Genomic DNA, 16,069 nt, shown 5'->3' with positions numbered 1-16,069 from the left:
AAAAAGACGTTATGCGGTGGCGTTGGCCGTGGCGGAGGCACGCAGCGCGGCGCGCGCCTCGGGCGACATTGCCGCCAGCTGGCGCTGCAGGCCGGCCAGCGTTTCGAGGCCGTCGGGGTCGGCGCTGGCGTTACGCAGCGCCCGGGCCAATGCGGCCGCGTCCGGGGCATCGAAGACCATGGCCGGGGCGATTTCCAGCTTCAGCAGCTTGCGGATGCGCGCCACCAGCTTGATCACCAGCAGCGAATGGCCGCCGGCTTCAAACAGGTCGTCGCGGACAGCCAGGTCGGGCGCGCCGAGCAGGTCGCGCAACTGGTCCAGCAGCAGCGCTTCCAGTTCGCTTGCCGGTTCGCGCGCGGCGCCGGCAGAGGCAGAGGGCGCCGGGCTTGCCGCTGCGGCTTGCGCCAGCGCGCGGCGGTCCACCTTGCCGTTCGGCAGGCGGGGCAGCGCCGGCACGGCGAACCACAGCGCGGGGATCATCGCTTCGGGCAGGCGCTCGGCCAGCGCGTAGCGCAGCGCATTGCGCACGGCAGCGGCGTCTGTGGCCGTGGCATCGTCGGGGACGATCCATGTGGCGAGCTGGGGCGCACCACCGGCCGGTGCGGCCAGCATGACCACCGCCTGCCGTACGCCGGGCAGCACCGCCAGCGCCTGTTCGACCTCGCCGCATTCGATACGGAAGCCGCGCACCTTGATTTGGTGATCGGCGCGCCCGACAAGCTCGATGCCGCCGCTCGGCAGGTAGCGCGCAAGGTCGCCGCTGCGGTACAGGCGCTGGCCCGGGCGTTCGGGGTGCGCAACGAAGGCCGTCCCGGACACCTCTCCGCCCAGATAGCCTGCGCATAGTTGCGCGCCGCCGAGCCAGAGTTCGCCGGTTTCGCCGGCGGCGGCCAGGTTGCCCGTGGCGGTGCGCACATAGGCCTCGCAGTTGGCCAGCACCTGCGTCAACGGCAGCGGCGCGTCCACCGCGTCCGCCGCGCGGCCGGCATCGTGGAACAGGATGCCCACCGTGGTTTCGGTCGGCCCGTAGTGGTTGCACAGGCGGGCCTGCGGCATGCGCGCGTGCAGCCGCTGCAGCAGCGCCGTGGCCGCGGCTTCGCCGCCCAGCACGATGGTGGCGTGCGGCGGCAACGGCAGCGGCGCGGTGTCGCCGTCGAGCAAGGCGTCCAGGTGCGAGGGCACGATCTTCAGGCAATCGACGTGCTCGCGCGCCAGGAAGGCGGTGAAGGCGGCGGCGTGCCGCATGTCGGCCTCGTCGGCGACGCACAGGCAGGCGCCATGCCACAGCGCCCCGAACAGGGTGGTGTTGCCGAGGTCGGCGGCGACGGTGGAGGTCAGCCCGAAACGCTGGCAGCGGTCCAGGCGCAGCGCCTGGCCGGAGGCTGCCGCGTAGTTCAGCAACTGGCCATGGTTGATGGCGACGCCCTTGGGCGTGCCGGTCGAGCCGGAGGTGTAGAGCACGTAGGCGGGCTGCGCGGCGTCCACCGTCGGCAGCGTGTCGGTGGCGTCGGCGGTGGCGTCGGCGGCAGTGTCGGCCGCCAGCAGTGCCGCGATCTCGGCATGCGGCAGCGGCCCGGCGGTACACGCATGGGCCGCGTCGGTCAGCACCAGCGTGGCACCGGCGTCGGCCAGGATCTGCGCGCGCCGTTGCGGCGGCCATGCCGGATCGAGCGGCAGGTACGGCGCACCGGCACGCATCACCGCCAGCAATGCCACCACCAGTTCGCCCGAACGCGGCAACAGCAGGCCGACCGGCTGGCCCGGGCGCAAGCCCAGTGCCGGCAACTGCCGCGCCACTGCGTCCACGGCGCGGGCGAGGCCGGCGTAGGTAAGCTGCAGGCCAGGGGCCGACAACGCCGGCGCATGCGGGCGCTCGCTGGCCCAGTGGGCCAGCCGCTGCGGCAGCATTTGCGTGCCGACATGCAGCGTCGGCGCGTGCATGGCGTTGGCGCGCGCGCGCTCGGCGGCGGTCGCCAGCGGCAATGCGCCGACGGCGGTGTCTGGCATTGCGCGCAGCGTTTGCAGCAGCGTGCGGTACTGGTCAAGCAGGCATGCCATTGCATCCGCGTCGTGGATGCTGTCGGCATGGTGCAATACCAGCTGGCGTGGCGCGCCGTCTTCCACGTGGACCTGCAACGCCAGCGCCAGGCCCGGCAGCGGCGCACGCGGAGCGTCGGCACGCCAATGCAGGGTGCCATGCCGCCATTGCATGCTGGAAGGGCCGCGGCAGCAGAAGCCGACGCGTGCAGGTGCGCCCGCGCTGGCATCGGCCGGGCAATGCTCGCGCCAGTCGAGGTGCTGCTGCAACTGCGCGCCGAACGCGGCAAGCCAGTCGGCAAACGGCGCTGCCATGTCCGGCTGCACCGCGACCGGCAGCAGCGCTTCATAACGGCCTACCGCGCCGGCCAGTACGTCGAAGTCGTCGCGGCAATCGTGCTGCCAGCCGGCGCAGAACGCCGCGGCCGGATCCAGGCGTGCCAGCAGCAGCCACCATGCCGCCTGCAGCGCGTGGGCCAGCGGCTGGCCCACTGCGGCAGCCCATGCGGCCACTGCGGCGGCTTCCGTCGCGGGAAGCTCGACACGCTGCGCCGCCAGCGCTTCGCTCGCCTTGCCGGCGCGTTGCCAGGGCAGCCTCGGCGCATCGAGGCCGGCCAGCCGCTCACGCACGGCTTGCCAGTAGCCCGCGCCGGCTTCGGTGTTCTCTTGCGCCAGCCCGTCGGTCCAGTCGAGGTAGTCCGCATAGGGCAGCGGCGCTTCGCCGGCCGGGGCGCTTTCGTCGGCGTAGGCCTGGGCCAGTTCGCGCAGCAGCGTGACCAGGCTGGGGCCATCGGCCGCCAGCGGATGGGCGGTCAGCGTCAGTTGGGCGCGGTTGTCGTGGAGCACCTGCAGTGCAGCCTGCAGGGCTGTTTCCGGCGTGCCTTGGTCCTGGGCTGCCGGCGACCACGCCGGCAAGGCTCCGGCGAAGTGCTGGCGCAAGCCGCGCAAACCTTCGACACGGCCGAACACCAGCCCCGTAGCCGGATGGCGTGCGGCGACCCGGCACAGTGCCCGCTGCAGGCGCTGCGCGTCCAGCGGTCCCTCGATGGTTGCCGACAGCGTAACCGGCGTGGCCGCGTGCGCCGACAGCGCGCGCTGTTCGCGTCCGAGCGCGCGGGCGTGGCGCGCAAAATCCTGGGTGATGGCGTCCATCGGCTCAGCCCTCCAGTGCGGTGTCGGCCGCCGCGATGGCGTCCTGTGTGGCCGCGTTCTTCGTCAGCGGCGGCAGATCCTTGCGCTCGAACATGTCGCCCATCGCCACCACGATCTTGCGCGGGCCCTGGTAGGGGTCGCGCGCATGGGCAGCCAGCATGTTGTCCAGCATCACCACGTCGCCCTGGCGCCAGGCAAAGCGCACGGCACAGGCTTCATACAGTTCGCCGATCAGGGTCATGACGTCGTCGCCAATCGGGCTGCCGTCGCCGAAAGTCACCTGGCGCGGCATGCGCTGCGGGCCGACGATGTCCAGCAGGTCGCGTCGCACTTCCGGATCGAGGCAGGCGGTGTGGTGCAGCTGCACCTGGTTGAAGAAGCTGCGCTCGCCGGTGACCGGGTGCGTGATCACCGCCGGGCAGTGTTCGCGCGTCTGCAGCGTGTCGGCGTCCAGCCAGGCAAAGTCGGTGCCGGAAGCGCGCAGCCGCGCTTCAACTTCCTCGCGTGAATCGGTCTTGAAGAAATCGCGCCAGCTCACGTCGAGCTTGTCGTTGAAGGTGCGCACATAGCGCAGGCCCTTGCGCTCGAAGCGCTCGGCCAGTTCGCGCGGCAGCCGGCGGTACATCTCGCGGCAGTCGACGATGGGCGTGGCGCCGCCGACCGGCGACGGCAGTTCGCAGAAGAACCACTGCTTGCGCGGCCAGCGCGGCAGGTGCGCGCTTTCGTTGTGGAACAGGATCATCTCGCGCTCGGGGTACGGTGTGGAGCGGTAGGTGTTGCGGCCGCCTTCCTTCTTCGGCAGGTCGCCGTAGGCGCCGTACAGGCCGGGCTCGATCGATTCGGCGAACTGCTCGAATTCCTGCGGCGTGCGCAGGCCGAAGCCGCGCAGCAGGATGCCGCCGTGGCGGCACAGCGTGGCCTCGATCTGTTCGCGGTGGGCCAGCGCCCATGCGACCGGATCGAGATCGGGCGAGGCGGGTTCCATCACGATCGGGAAGGTCTGGCCCGGTGCCAGGAACGAGGTACGCACCAGCGCTGCAGCGGGCGCCGCAGGGGTTGCCTCGGCGGCGCGCCGGGGCAGGCTGGCGAGCTTGCCGAGTTTGTCGAGCTTGCTGGGGCGAGGCGCGGTGGCAGTCATGGCGGGCACTTCCGGAGCGGGTTCGCACAGGCCGGCCGGTACCTGGAGGCCGGCCAGTGGAGAGTCAGGGGCGGCCAGCGCTTGCGCCAGCACGACACCGTAGGCATCGGCGAGACGTTGCATCGCGGCACGCGGGAACAGCGCGGTGGCATAGACCCATTCGGCACGCAGGCCGTCGTCGCACGGCTCAAGAAACACGGCCAGGTCGAACTTGGCCGCATGCACCGGCGTGGGAAGCCGCGCCGCGTGCAGGCCGTCAAACTGCCGCGCCTGGGCGGGGGTGTTCTGCAGCACGAACAGCACCTGCACCAGCGGATGCCAGGCGCGCTCGCGCGGCACGCCGGCGGCTTCGACGATGCGCTCGAACGGCAAGGACTGGTGGTCGAAGGCGGCCAGCGTGCGCGTACGCACCTGGGCCAGCAGTTCGGCAAAGCGCAGACCGCCGTGGCATTGCGCGCGCAGAGGCAGCACGTTGACGAAGAAGCCGACCAGTTCCTCCAGTTCGCGGCGCGGGCGGCCGGCGACATCGATGCCGACGAGCTGGTCTTCGGCGCCGCCGACCCGGTGCAGCAGGGCGTGGAAGGCGGCCAGCAGCACCATGTAGCGCGAGGCGCCATGGGCCTGCGCCAGCGCATCGGCCTGCGCCAGCAGCGCAGTGGGCAGGGTGGTGCAGCAAGCGGCACCATCGCTCGATGCCACCGGCGGGCGCCGGTTGGGCGTCGGCAGCGTGGGCAGTTTCGGCGCGTCGCGCAGCGCGGCGCGCCAGTAGTCGGCATCGGCTTGCTGTTGCGGGCCGGTGTCGGCTGCGCGCTGATGCGCCGCGTAGTCGGCGTACTGGATCGGCAACGGCTGCCAGTCGGGCGCGACGCCGGCCCATGCCGCGTTGTAGGCGGCGGCGAGCGTATCGAGCAGGATGGCGACGGACCAGCCATCGCCGACGATATGGTGCAGCGTGAGCAGCAGCGCGTGGTCGTCTTCTGCCATCCGCACCAGCCTCGCGCGCAGCAGCGGCGCCCGGGCCAGGTCGAATGGCGTGCGCGCCTGGCCCTCGGCCAGTTCCTGCAGCGCGGCATCGCGTTGCGCCGCGCTCAGCGCCGACAGGTCGCTGAAGGGCAGCTCGAGCGCCAGTTCGGCTTCGATCCGCGCATAGGGGGTGCCCTGCGCATCGGCGGGGTAGCTGGTGCGAAGGATTTCATGGCGCGCCACCAGTGCGTTCAGCGCTGCGTGCAGCGCTGCCGTGTCCAGCGCGCCGGTCAGGCGCAGCCCGCCGGCCATGTTGTAGGTCCAGCGATCCGCTTGGGCGGCAATGCGGTCGGTCAGCCAGAGCCGCTGCTGCGCCGGCGCCAGCGGCATTTGCGGCAGGCGTGGCACCGGCGCAAGCGGCGCTTCGGCGGCATCGCCCTGCAGCTGGTCGAGCGCGGCCGCGCAGGCTTGCAGCGTGGGATGCTCGAACAGCAGGCGCATCGGCACCGCGGCGCCATATTGCTCGCGCACCCGCGCCACGAGCCGCGCCGCTGTCAGCGAATTGCCGCCGCTGGCAAAGAAGTGCGCATCGCGGCCGGCCGGCGCGATGCCGAGCAATTCCTGCCACAGCGCGGCCAGTGCGCGCTCGGTTTCACCGCGCGGCGCAAGGGCCTGCGCAGGTGCCGGGTCCGCGGCTGCCATGCCGCCGCGCGCAAAGCTGCCGTGCGCCCAGACCGCGCACGCGTCCAGGCTGTCATCCAGCCAGCCGGCGCGGCACGCGCTGCGTTGCAGCTTGCCGCTGGTGGTTTTGGGCAGGCCGCCGGGATTGAGCAGCAGCGCGACCGCCAGCGGCTCTCCGCAGGCGTTGCCGACCGCTTGCGCCAGTGCCTGCACCAGGGCAACGTGGCCGACGCGCTTCTGATCGGGACGGGAGATTTCCACGGCGATGCCGATGCCTTCCCCGTCCGGGCCGTCGGCAGCAAACGCCGCCACCCGGCCGCGGCGCGCGGCGGGGACCTGGTCTTCGACGGCGCGTTCGATGTCCTGCGGATAGAGGTTCTGGCCGCGCACGATGATCACGTCCTTGCGCCGCCCGGCGATATAGAGCTGCCCGCCATGCCACAGGCCGAGGTCTCCGGTGCGCAGCCAGCGGCCTGCCCCGGCATCGTGGCCGTAGGCCGCGGCACTGGCCTCGGCATTGCGCCAGTAGCCGCCGCACAGGCTTGGCCCGGCGATCTCGATGTCCCCGATCTGTCCGTCGGGCAGTGCCTGCCGGTCGGCGCCGGTAATGCGGACGGCATGGCCGGCGCGCGGGAAACCGCATCCGACCAGTTCCATGCCGTCCTGCGACGGTTGCGCGTTGCCACGCGCCAGCGCGGCCGCATCGAAGCGCGTGCTGACCATGCCGGCGCCGCGCTCGGAACCCGTGGCGAACAGCGTGGCCTCGGCCAGGCCGTAGCACGGATACAGCGCCTGCTCGCGGAAGCCGGCCGGGGCAAAGCGCTCGACAAACGCGCGCAGCGTGTCGGCCCGCACCGGCTCGGCGCCGGAGTACGCCACCGCCCAGCTCGACAGCTCGAGCCCGGCCAGATGGCTGTCGCGCACGCGTTCGACGCACAGCCGGAAGGCAAAGTCCGGGCCGCCCGAGAGCGTGCCGCGATGCCGGCTGATCGCCTGCAGCCAGCGCACCGGCCGCTCCAGGAAGAACTGCGGCGACATCAGCACCACCGGAATGCCGCTGTGGACTGGCTGCAGCAGCCCGCCGATCAGGCCCATGTCGTGATACAGCGGCAGCCAGCTGACCATCACGTCGCCGGGCCCCACGCGCATGCCTTCGGCAATCGCCACCTCGTTCGCCATGACATTGCCATGGCTGACCATGACGCCCTTCGGCGAGGCCGTCGAGCCCGACGTGTACTGCAGGAAGGCCAGGGTTTCGGCGCGGGCGGGGTAGGGCTGCCAGGATTCCGCCGCGGCGGGAAGGGTGGCATCGGCAGCCACCACTGCCGCGCCGGACGCAATCTCGGCCAGCGCCTCGGCGTGGTCGCGGGCCTGCGCGCCGGTGGTCAGCAGCAGCGCCGGTTCGGCGTCAGCGGCAATGGCGAGCAGCCGCGCCACCTGCGCGGAGCGCACGGCGCCGGGCTCGAACGCCGGCACCGCGACCAGTCCGGCGTACAGGCAGGCGAAGAAGGCGGTGACGTAGTCGATGCCGCTGTCCATCAGCAGCAGCGCGCGCGCGCCTGGTTCGGCCTGCGCTGCGAGGTGTGCCGCCAGGGCCCGTACGCGCGCGTCCAGCGCGGCGTAGCTGTAGCGGGTATCCCCGCCGGCATCGACGATGACCAGCGCCGTGTCGGCGCCGCGCTGTGCGGCCAGGCGGCCGAGGTGGGCCACCAGCGTGGCCGGTAGATTCGGATCGGACTGCATGCTTGGATCGCTCTTCAGGAAGACGGTTGGCGTTGGGTCGTGCGTCGCGGCGCGGGTCAGGCTGGCAGCAGGGTGGCCGATGCCGGCGCTGCGTTCAGGCAGGCAATGAGCCGGCCGACCACCTCGGCCTGGCTGTCGTGCAGGAAGAAATGGCCGCCGGGAAACCAGTCGAGGGTATGGCCGGCGCGGGTCTCGATCGCCCACGCGTGCAGGTCGGCCGGTGCAATCGGGTCGTCAAGGCCGGCAAAGACGTGGACGGGCAAGGGCAGGGCCGGCGCGTCGCCGCAGCGGAAGCTCTCGCACACGCGGTAGTCGGCGTCGAGCACATCGAGCGTCAGCCGCAGCAGTTCGGCATCGGCGAAGACCGCCTCCGGCGTGCCCCCGTGCTTGCGCAGATCCGCGCTCAGCGCCGCATCGCCACGCAGTGCCGCCAGCCGGCCGGAATCGCGCCGGGTGGGCGCGGCACAGCCGGACACCACCAGCCGCTGCGGCAGCGCATGGCCGCGCTCGCGCAGCAGGTGGCAGAGGCGCCAGGCCAGCAGCCCGCCCATGCTGTGCCCGAACAGGACATACGGCCCGGCGTGGCGCTCGCGCTGCCGGCACAGGACGTTGGCCATTTCAGCCGCCAGCGCCTCGAAATCGCGCAGCAGTGGTTCGTCGAGCCGCGCGCCACGTCCTGGCGGCTCCAGCGGCACCACGCCGACGTGCGCCGGCAGCAGGCGCCGCCAGCGCAGGTACGCCGTGGCGCTAGCCCCCGCGTAAGGCAGGCAGAACAGCTGCAAGGGCGCCATGGTCAGGCGCCCGTCTGCGCTTGCGCCTCCATGAAGCGGCGCAGGCTGAGCGGACGCATGTCCACCCATGTGCGCTCGATATAGTCCAGGCAGGCCTGCCGGTTGCCGCTGAAACCCGCCGCACGCCAGCCGCCGGGGACGGCCTTGTAGTCCGGCCAGATCGAATACTGTTCTTCGTGATTGACGAGGACCAGGAAAGTGGCGTCGTCGCGATCGAAACTCATGGCGGGCTCCCGTTCAGTGCAAAGTGTGCGGCGCCATCTGGCGCATCACCCTGTTGGACGAAGGCGGAACGGGAATATTTAGGAGGGCAGGGGGGCGGGGCGGTTAGCGGCCAGGCTGGGCGTTACCCTGCTTGCCCGCGTAACGGGGAAAGGCGGGGAAAGGCCCCGGATCCGGCCGCGATCTGGCAGGCCAGTCCGCGACCGGGACGCAAGCCGTCATGCCTGGGCTTCGATAAACTCCTTGAATCGCTTCAGGTCGCCCTCGACCCGGCGCTTCAGCACGCCGGCAGCGTCGCCGACCGCCTCCACCACGCCTTCGGTCTCGTAATCCATCCGCACCGACACCCGGGTCGCGCCCGCATCCAGCGGTGTGAAATTCACCTGGCCCGCGTTCTGCGCGCCGGCGACGCTGCGCCACGCGATGCACTGGTCGGCGACATTCTGCGTGATCTCGGCATCCCACTCCTTATGCTTGCCCCCGACCTCGGCGCGCCAGTGCAGACGGCGATCATCCAGCTGTTTCACCTCTTCGACGCCTTCCATGAACCGCGGAAACTCTTCGAACCGGGACCATTGCCGATACGCAACCTGCGCCGGCACCCTGACGTCAATCGACTCTTCGATGGTTGACATAGCACCTCCTATTCAAAAGGCGCGCAAACCGGTGCAAGTCTCATTCCAGAGGCGGGGCGTCACGGTGGCTCCTGCCGCGGCAAGGGTCGCAGGGGGCGGTGCAGATATTACGCGCAGGGCTGGAAGAACAGGACGGGAATAGCGGACGCGTTTGAGACGGCGGCGTGCGGATGCCGCCACACGCAGCCCTCCGGGCGAATCACTGGGGCCTGACGCCGGCCGAAAGGGATGTCGCATTGCTGATGCTGCGCGCCTCCTGGCTCGGCCATGCCTTGCCTACACCGCGGCCAGCAAGTCGTCCGGATGCATCATGAGCTCGCGGACCTGACGCAACGCCGCAAGCTGGTTAAGCACGGCACGCCAGCCGGGCGACTCCAGCAGCGCCAGCCAGACCGGCTCGAGATCGCTGGCGTCGGCGGCCGATGCAACCGTCAGCTTGACGGCGAAGTCCAGCGTCGGCGTTGCCGACAGCAGCTGCATCCGGCTGGCGGCACTGAGCAGGCGTGGTGTCGGCTCGGCAGGCGCGTCGCAACAATAGAGCACCGTGCGGGACAAGGCCGTAGACGCGGTGGGCAGGGTATGCAGCGCGGCACCGCGCAGCGGCACCGTGCCTTGCCGGGTCGCAAACGGATAGACGGTGTCCTGGTCCGCATGCGCGAGCAGGCGCAAGCCACGCAGCAGCCGCGGAAAATCCGTGGCGGCGGCGTCGACCGAGGCCTTGACCTCGACCAGCAGGCACACGTCCCAGGCCGGCGTACCTTCGGCGGTGTCGCCGGCAGTGTCGCCGACTGCGGCTGCTTTCCGCAGCAGCACCACATCCCATTCGCTCTTGGCGTGTTGATGCGCGGCCGGAATCGCGGCCGGTACGCGCATCGACGTCACCGCGCGGTAAGGCGCCGATGCGCCCGTCGCGGCGTTTAGCCGCTGCGCCAACGCCTCGAGCGCGCGCGCCGCGAGCGCCTCAGCGGCCTCGCCACGCTGCCGCGAAGACCGACCCTGCGCGACAGCCGAAGCGCTGCCCGAGCGCGGACCGTACCGTTCCCACAGCGACCGGTATTGCGCGACGAGCGGGTCCGACGCCAGCGTATCCAGGCGGCGCAGACGCGCCAGCGCCGGGTGTTCCCGCAATTGAGCCAGGCCGCGTGTTCCCGGCGGTTCGCCAGCCATCGCGGGCGTCTGCGGCATCTCCGGCAACTGCTGTACGGCGTCGTGCAGCTTGTTCCAGGCCGCAGCGCCGGCGTAGGCATGCAGCCGGGCCAGCGCCTCGCGTTGCGGGCCGGGGCCGAGTCGTTGCTGCTTGCCAGGATGGGCGACCGCATTGACGGCAGCGCGGACAGCGCGGCGGTCCTGGTCCGCGCGCGCGGACAGCGACGCGTACTCCCGCACGGACGCGGCCCGATGCCGCAAGACCATGGCCTGGAACACCGGATCGCCGCCGTCCGCACGCATCGCTTCACGCACCAGGCGCTCTAGCGCATTGGTAAAGCGATCTTTCAAAGCCGCACCCGGCATCTCGCCACGTTCCAGTGCGGCGCGGGCCTGTTCGATTACGAGCGCCAGCGTCGTCGCCGGACTGGCATCCACGGGTAGCGCGCAGGCGTCGTCGAGTTCCGGCAACCTATAGCGGCGCGGAACGGTGCGCAACATCGCATCGAGCAAAGGGTCCGGGGGCAGCGCGGGCTTGTCCATGTACGGGGAATCGCGTGAATGAGGATCAAGTCTCTGCAATCCCGGGTGGGTTTTACAAGTGGCTTGTTGGGGCTGTATGGTTGGTATTTGACATAACACTTATTATGCGAAAATTGCTTGTTGGGGATTATTAGTAATGTCACCTTTGGGATGATTAGAAATGTCATCCCCCGTTGCCCAGGCTGGCATGCTGGCGACTTTCCGCCTGTCCGTGACCGTAGGCCGCGATGCGCAAGCCCGAGACCATCACCGCGCATGACCAGATGGTGGCAATCTCCGCGACCCTGAATTTCTGACACGCCCCTACAGCGCAAGTGTCACGACGCGCAGCGTGGCATCGTCCGGACACGGTACGTCGGCAAATCCAAGCCGGTGCGCCAGTTGCCGCATGGCGGTATTCGACGACAGGACATAGCCCTCCATGCATCGATAGCCGCGGCGCCGGGCGACATCGACCAGGACGGCCAGCAGCCGCCTCGCGAGGCCGAGCCGGTGCCAGTCATCGCTGACCGTTACGGCGAACTCGCAGGTATCGCTGCCTGGCGCCGCGGCGTAACGCGCCCCGGCCACAATGCCCGGCGCGTTGCCTTCGGTGGCGAGCGCCACCAGGGCAAACTCGCGCTCCGCGGACGGGTGTGTCGCTTGCTCGAGCATGGCTTCCGGCAGTTGCGCCATGGCTGCCATGAACCTGGCGTAGCGCGCATCGGCGGAAAGCCGGTTGAAGGCCGCCAGCAGGCCGGCCTTGTCGCCTTCGGCAATCTCGCGCACCAGGACGTCCCGTCCGTCGCGCAGCCGCAGGGTGAACGGCTCGAACGCGGCCGGGTCAGTGTTGCCATGCACGGCCTTGGCTGCATCCATGCCGTCCTCCACAAAAAGTGTTGCCACGCCATAGCCTTACAGCATGCGCGCAGCGTCATCAAGCAATTGCATGGGCGACAGCATCCCGGCCCGGGCCACGCGGACCAGCGCAAAGGTGCGGACCAGCGGCGGATCGCCGGGGATATGGGCGCTCATCAACAGCAGGTTTTCGCCCGGCTCGGCACTGCCCGGCGCCAGCACGACATTGAGGCGGCTTAGCCGGACCGGCTCCCGCTTCACCGAGAAGCTGGACTGCGCATGCGAGAGTACCTCGACCAGGGCCTGCAACTGGCGCTCCGGCATGCCCGCCCTGCCGCTGGCCACGCCCAGGCCGGCAAGCGCCGATTCATTCTGCGCCACCTGCTCGCGCAGCCGCGCGGCTTCTCCGGCATCGGCCTCGTCGCCATTGCCGAGGACGCCGCGCATGCCGACACCCTGCCTTTCAAGCAGATGCAGGCGTGTGGTCAGCAAGACTTGCTCTTGTTCGACGAGGTCGCGCCGGGACTTGCCGCTCGCAACCTGCGCCAGTGCCTGCAGCGCAAGCTGGTCCAGCATGCGCCCGGCGATTTCTTCACGCAGCGCCGCGTCGCTGGCTGCGCAGATCCGGACCCGGTGGTCGGTGAAGCTGAGCGTCAGCTGGGGCACGTCCGAGCGCATCACGTCCCCTTCCAGGGCGAAGCCCAGGGTGCGCCGTTCCTGCTTTTCCATGCCCAGCACGGCATAGGCCTCGGGCGCCGGCGCCGAGCGGCTGAAATAGTCGCGCAAGTCGGCCGACCGGCTGAGGGCGGGCATGACATCCTGCGGCGTGCCAAAGAAGGCATGGATGTACGGGTCGCTCTCCCACGCCGCGTCGCTGGCGATGGAGGGCTCCGGCAAGCCTGCCACCACATCGCGCAAGTACTGGTGGGCGACTGCCAGCGCCGGCGCAAGCTGCTTGCGATAGCCGGGCACCAGCCGCACGTACGGGCACGGCCGGGTCACGCGCTCCGCCAGCGCGGCAGCCGCGTGCCTGCCGTCCCCGTCCTGACGGGGTCCGCGATGCCGCAGCCAGTTCAGGATGTTCATTGTGCAGTCCCCCGGGGATGCGGTTGCGCCACCCCGGCGTATGGTCCGGGCAAGGCGCGGGCCAGCCTGCGCGCCCTGCCCGCTTTCCGCCGGATCCAATGTCCGGTTTGTCTCAACGACAGCGGCCTTTCACTGCGCATTATTGTTGCTATTGTTAAGCGGTGAGCCTTGCGGGCTTCCCGGCCAGTCGTTGCCGGCACCAGGGCCACGTACTTCAACGCCTGCCTCGCGCAAGCACTGGAACGCAAAAACAATGTAGGAGAATCATGGCCAAGAAGAAAGACAAGCACCAGGCCCGCGCCCGCGACGAGGCAGCGCCGCCGGACGGCGATGAAAGCCGCGGCGAGGCACCCGGGCCTCAGCGGACCGAGCGCATGGACGAGAAGGCTTACCAGAAGCAACTGTTCCCCCTTCACGTCGAGCTGGTGGCACTGCAGCAATGGGTGCAGGCGAGCGGCACCAAGGTCTGCGTGATCTTCGAAGGCCGCGACGGCGCGGGCAAGGGCGGCACCATCAAGGCCATCACCGAACGCGTCAGTCCGCGCATCTTCCGGGTGGTCGCGCTGCCCGCGCCGACCGATCGCGAGAAGACCCAGATGTACTTGCAGCGCTATCTGCCGCATCTGCCGGCCGCGGGGGAGATCGTCATCTTCGACCGCAGCTGGTATAACCGCGCGGGCGTCGAGCGCGTGATGGGGTTCTGCACCGAAACCCAGGCCGAGGAGTTCCTGCGCGCCGTGCCGCTGGTCGAGCGCGCCATCGTCAACTCCGGCATCATCCTGATCAAATACTGGCTCGAGGTCAGCCAGGAGGAGCAGACCCGCCGGCTGCAAGGACGCATCAAGGACGGCCGCAAGCTCTGGAAGCTCACGGAGATGGACTTGCGCTCGTACAGCCGCTGGTACGACTATTCCCGCGCCCGCGACGCCATGTTCGCCGCGTCCGACAGCGACTTCGCCCCCTGGTATGTCGCGGACTCCAACGACAAGCGGCGGGCGCGCCTGAACATCATCCGGCACATGCTGGACCAGATTCCCTACGAGAAAATCCCGCGCAAGCCGGTCAAGCTGCCGCCCCGGCAGAAGGCCGAGGGATACCGCGAGCCCGACTATCCCTACCGGCTTGTCGAAGCGCGCTACTGACAGCGTGCGTCCGGCGCGGCGGGCAATCAAGGGGATTTGCCGAGATAGTCATCCACCGCGCTGCCCACCGTCGGGTGGAAATTCCGGTCGCCGATCGCTTCCAGCAGCTCGAAGCGCCTGAGCTTGTCGCGCACGGGATCCTTCATCTCGGCAAAATGCAGCGCGATGCCGCGCTCGCGCAGGATGCCGCCCAGCTCCCGCAGCATGTCGGCCGAGGTCACGTCGACGCTGGTCACCGGCTCGGCTGCCACCACGACCCTGCGCACCGGTGTCGGCGATTCCTCGATCGCTTCCATCAGGCGTTGCTGGAACAGTTCGGCATTGGCGAAGAACAGCGGCGCATCCCAGCGGAACAGCACCAGGCCATCGATGCGCGCCGCGTGCGGGTAGCGCTTGGTGTCGTGGTAGCCGCGCAGGCCCTCGACGCGCCCGAGCACGGCGAAATGCGGCCGCCAGCCGTCCCAGAGGAACTCGATCACGGCAATCACCACGGCAAGGAATATGCCCGGGATGGCGCCAAACACGGCCACCGCGGCAAAGCACACCATGGAAAGCCAGAATTCCCACTGCTGGATGCGGTAGATGCGCTTCAGGTCCGCCACCTCGAACAGGCCGATGGCCGCCGCGATCACCACCGCGGCCAGTGCGCTGTTGGGCAGGTACTGCAGCAGATTGGGCGCGAACATCAGCAGCGCCGCCACGGCCAGCGCGCCCACCACGCCGGTGAGCTGGGTCTTCGCGCCCGCGGCCTCCGCGACTGGCGTGCGCGAGGCGCTGCTGCTGATCGGAAAGCCCTGGAAGAAGCCCGCGGCCAGGTTGGCGGCGCCCAGGCCGACCATCTCCTGGTTGGGGTCGACCCGGGTGTTGGTGCGCGCGGCGTAGGTGCGCGACAGCACGCTGGTATCCGCGAACGAGATCAGCGCCACCGCACACCCGCCCAGCAGGATCTCTACCAGGTCCACGCCGCTCAGCCAGGGTACGACAAAGCCAGGCAGGCCTTGGGGAATCGTGCCCAGCACCTTCACGCCGGCCTGGTCCAGGTGGAGCGCGCTGACCAGCAGCGTGGCGACAATCACGGCGATCAGGATTCCGGGAACGCGCTCGAAGCGCTTCAGCAACAGGATCAGCACCAGGCTGCCGGCGCCGACCGCAAAGCTGGTCCAGTTGGCCTGGCCCGCTGCGATCGCCTGGCCCAGGCTGAGCAACTCGCGCAGCGGGCCGGCGTCCTCGACCGAAATTGCGAACAGCTTCGGCAGCTGGCTGACCAGCACGGCCAGGGCGATGCCGTTCATATAGCCGTAGCGTATCGGCTTGGACAGCAGTTCGGTGATAAAGCCCAGCCGCAGCAGGCCCAGGATGATACAGAACGCGCCCGAGACGACCGCCATCATGCTGGCCACCAGGACCGCCCGGCCCGGATCGCCGCCTGAGAGCTGCAGCACCACGGCCAGAATCGGCGCCGCCAGCGCGGAATCCGGACCCAGCACCAGGATCCGGCTTGGCCCAAATACGGCGTACGCCAGCAGGGGAATGATGGTGGCATAGAGGCCGTAGACACCGGGTACGCCGGAAGCTTCGGCGTAGGCAATGCCGACCGGCACCAGCATGGTGGTCAGCACCAGCCCGCCGGCGATGTCCCGGGGCAGCCAGGCCGGCTGGTATGACTTCAGCATCAGCAGACCAGGCAGCCAGCGCAGCCAGCCGGGCGGCTTGCTGACTTCGCGCCTCACTGAGGGAGAGATATCCTGGGGTTCCATGGGAGCTTGCAACGCTGGCGCGGCCGCCTCCGACTAGCGAGCCGCCTTCGCGGCCCGGTCATCGGTGAAGTGGTAAAGAGAGAGCAGCAGCCTCATCATCATGATCTCCCGGCCCTGCACGGCTTGCGGATGCCCATGTCGGATGTCCATGGTGACCCAAGCTGACTGTGATCACTAAGCACTATAGTCAAGAAAG

General features: G+C 69.6%; 10 protein-coding genes. 1 reads left to right on the top strand and 9 read right to left on the bottom strand.

Annotation, left to right across the window (positions count from 1 at the left end; translation table 11 throughout):
* Window positions 1–9 precede the first annotated feature (9 nt).
* The 8 genes from RALTA_RS21525 to RALTA_RS21490 form a co-directional block, all read right to left on the bottom strand.
* Window positions 10–3,189: a non-ribosomal peptide synthetase gene (locus RALTA_RS21525; protein ID WP_012356046.1), complete on the bottom strand. Its 3,180-nt coding sequence runs from the start codon at window positions 3,187–3,189 to the stop codon at window positions 10–12.
* 4 nt (window positions 3,190–3,193) lie between these two features.
* The gene (locus RALTA_RS21520) at window positions 3,194–7,714 is read right to left on the bottom strand and encodes a condensation domain-containing protein (protein ID WP_012356045.1); all 4,521 of its coding nucleotides are present in this window, start codon (window positions 7,712–7,714) and stop codon (window positions 3,194–3,196) included.
* 56 nt (window positions 7,715–7,770) lie between these two features.
* On the bottom strand, window positions 7,771–8,505 hold the full coding sequence (locus RALTA_RS21515; protein WP_012356044.1) for a thioesterase II family protein: 735 nt from the start codon (window positions 8,503–8,505) through the stop codon (window positions 7,771–7,773).
* Between the two features lie 2 nt (window positions 8,506–8,507).
* Window positions 8,508–8,729, bottom strand: coding sequence for an MbtH family protein (locus RALTA_RS21510; protein WP_012356043.1), 222 nt, complete (start codon window positions 8,727–8,729; stop codon window positions 8,508–8,510).
* Between the two features lie 216 nt (window positions 8,730–8,945).
* Entirely contained in the window at window positions 8,946–9,362 is a 417-nt protein-coding gene (locus tag RALTA_RS21505; RefSeq protein WP_012356042.1) for an SRPBCC family protein, read from the bottom strand.
* Between the two features lie 276 nt (window positions 9,363–9,638).
* Window positions 9,639–11,051 (bottom strand): hypothetical protein, encoded by a 1,413-nt coding sequence (locus tag RALTA_RS21500; protein WP_012356041.1) that lies wholly within the window; start codon window positions 11,049–11,051, stop codon window positions 9,639–9,641.
* 303 nt (window positions 11,052–11,354) lie between these two features.
* On the bottom strand, window positions 11,355–11,909 hold the full coding sequence (locus RALTA_RS21495) for a GNAT family N-acetyltransferase (RefSeq protein WP_012356040.1): 555 nt from the start codon (window positions 11,907–11,909) through the stop codon (window positions 11,355–11,357).
* 36 nt (window positions 11,910–11,945) lie between these two features.
* Window positions 11,946–12,974 carry a hypothetical protein gene (locus tag RALTA_RS21490; RefSeq protein WP_012356039.1) on the bottom strand — a complete coding sequence of 343 codons (1,029 nt, stop codon included), beginning with the start codon at window positions 12,972–12,974 and terminating at the stop codon, window positions 11,946–11,948.
* Between the two features lie 266 nt (window positions 12,975–13,240).
* On the opposite strand from RALTA_RS21490, the gene ppk2 reads away from it, so the two are divergent.
* Window positions 13,241–14,116, top strand: a complete 876-nt coding sequence (ppk2, locus tag RALTA_RS21485; protein ID WP_012356038.1) for a polyphosphate kinase 2 — start codon at window positions 13,241–13,243, stop codon at window positions 14,114–14,116.
* 26 nt (window positions 14,117–14,142) lie between these two features.
* Here ppk2 and RALTA_RS21480 read toward each other — a convergent pair whose 3' ends face one another.
* On the bottom strand, window positions 14,143–15,873 hold the full coding sequence (locus RALTA_RS21480; RefSeq protein WP_012356037.1) for a SulP family inorganic anion transporter: 1,731 nt from the start codon (window positions 15,871–15,873) through the stop codon (window positions 14,143–14,145).
* Window positions 15,874–16,069 lie beyond the last annotated feature (196 nt).

It is taken from the genome of Cupriavidus taiwanensis LMG 19424 (assembly GCF_000069785.1).
GTDB lineage: Bacteria > Pseudomonadota > Gammaproteobacteria > Burkholderiales > Burkholderiaceae > Cupriavidus > Cupriavidus taiwanensis.
Note: the sequence above shows the minus strand (reverse complement) of the source record. Positions and strands in the feature narration are given on the sequence as shown.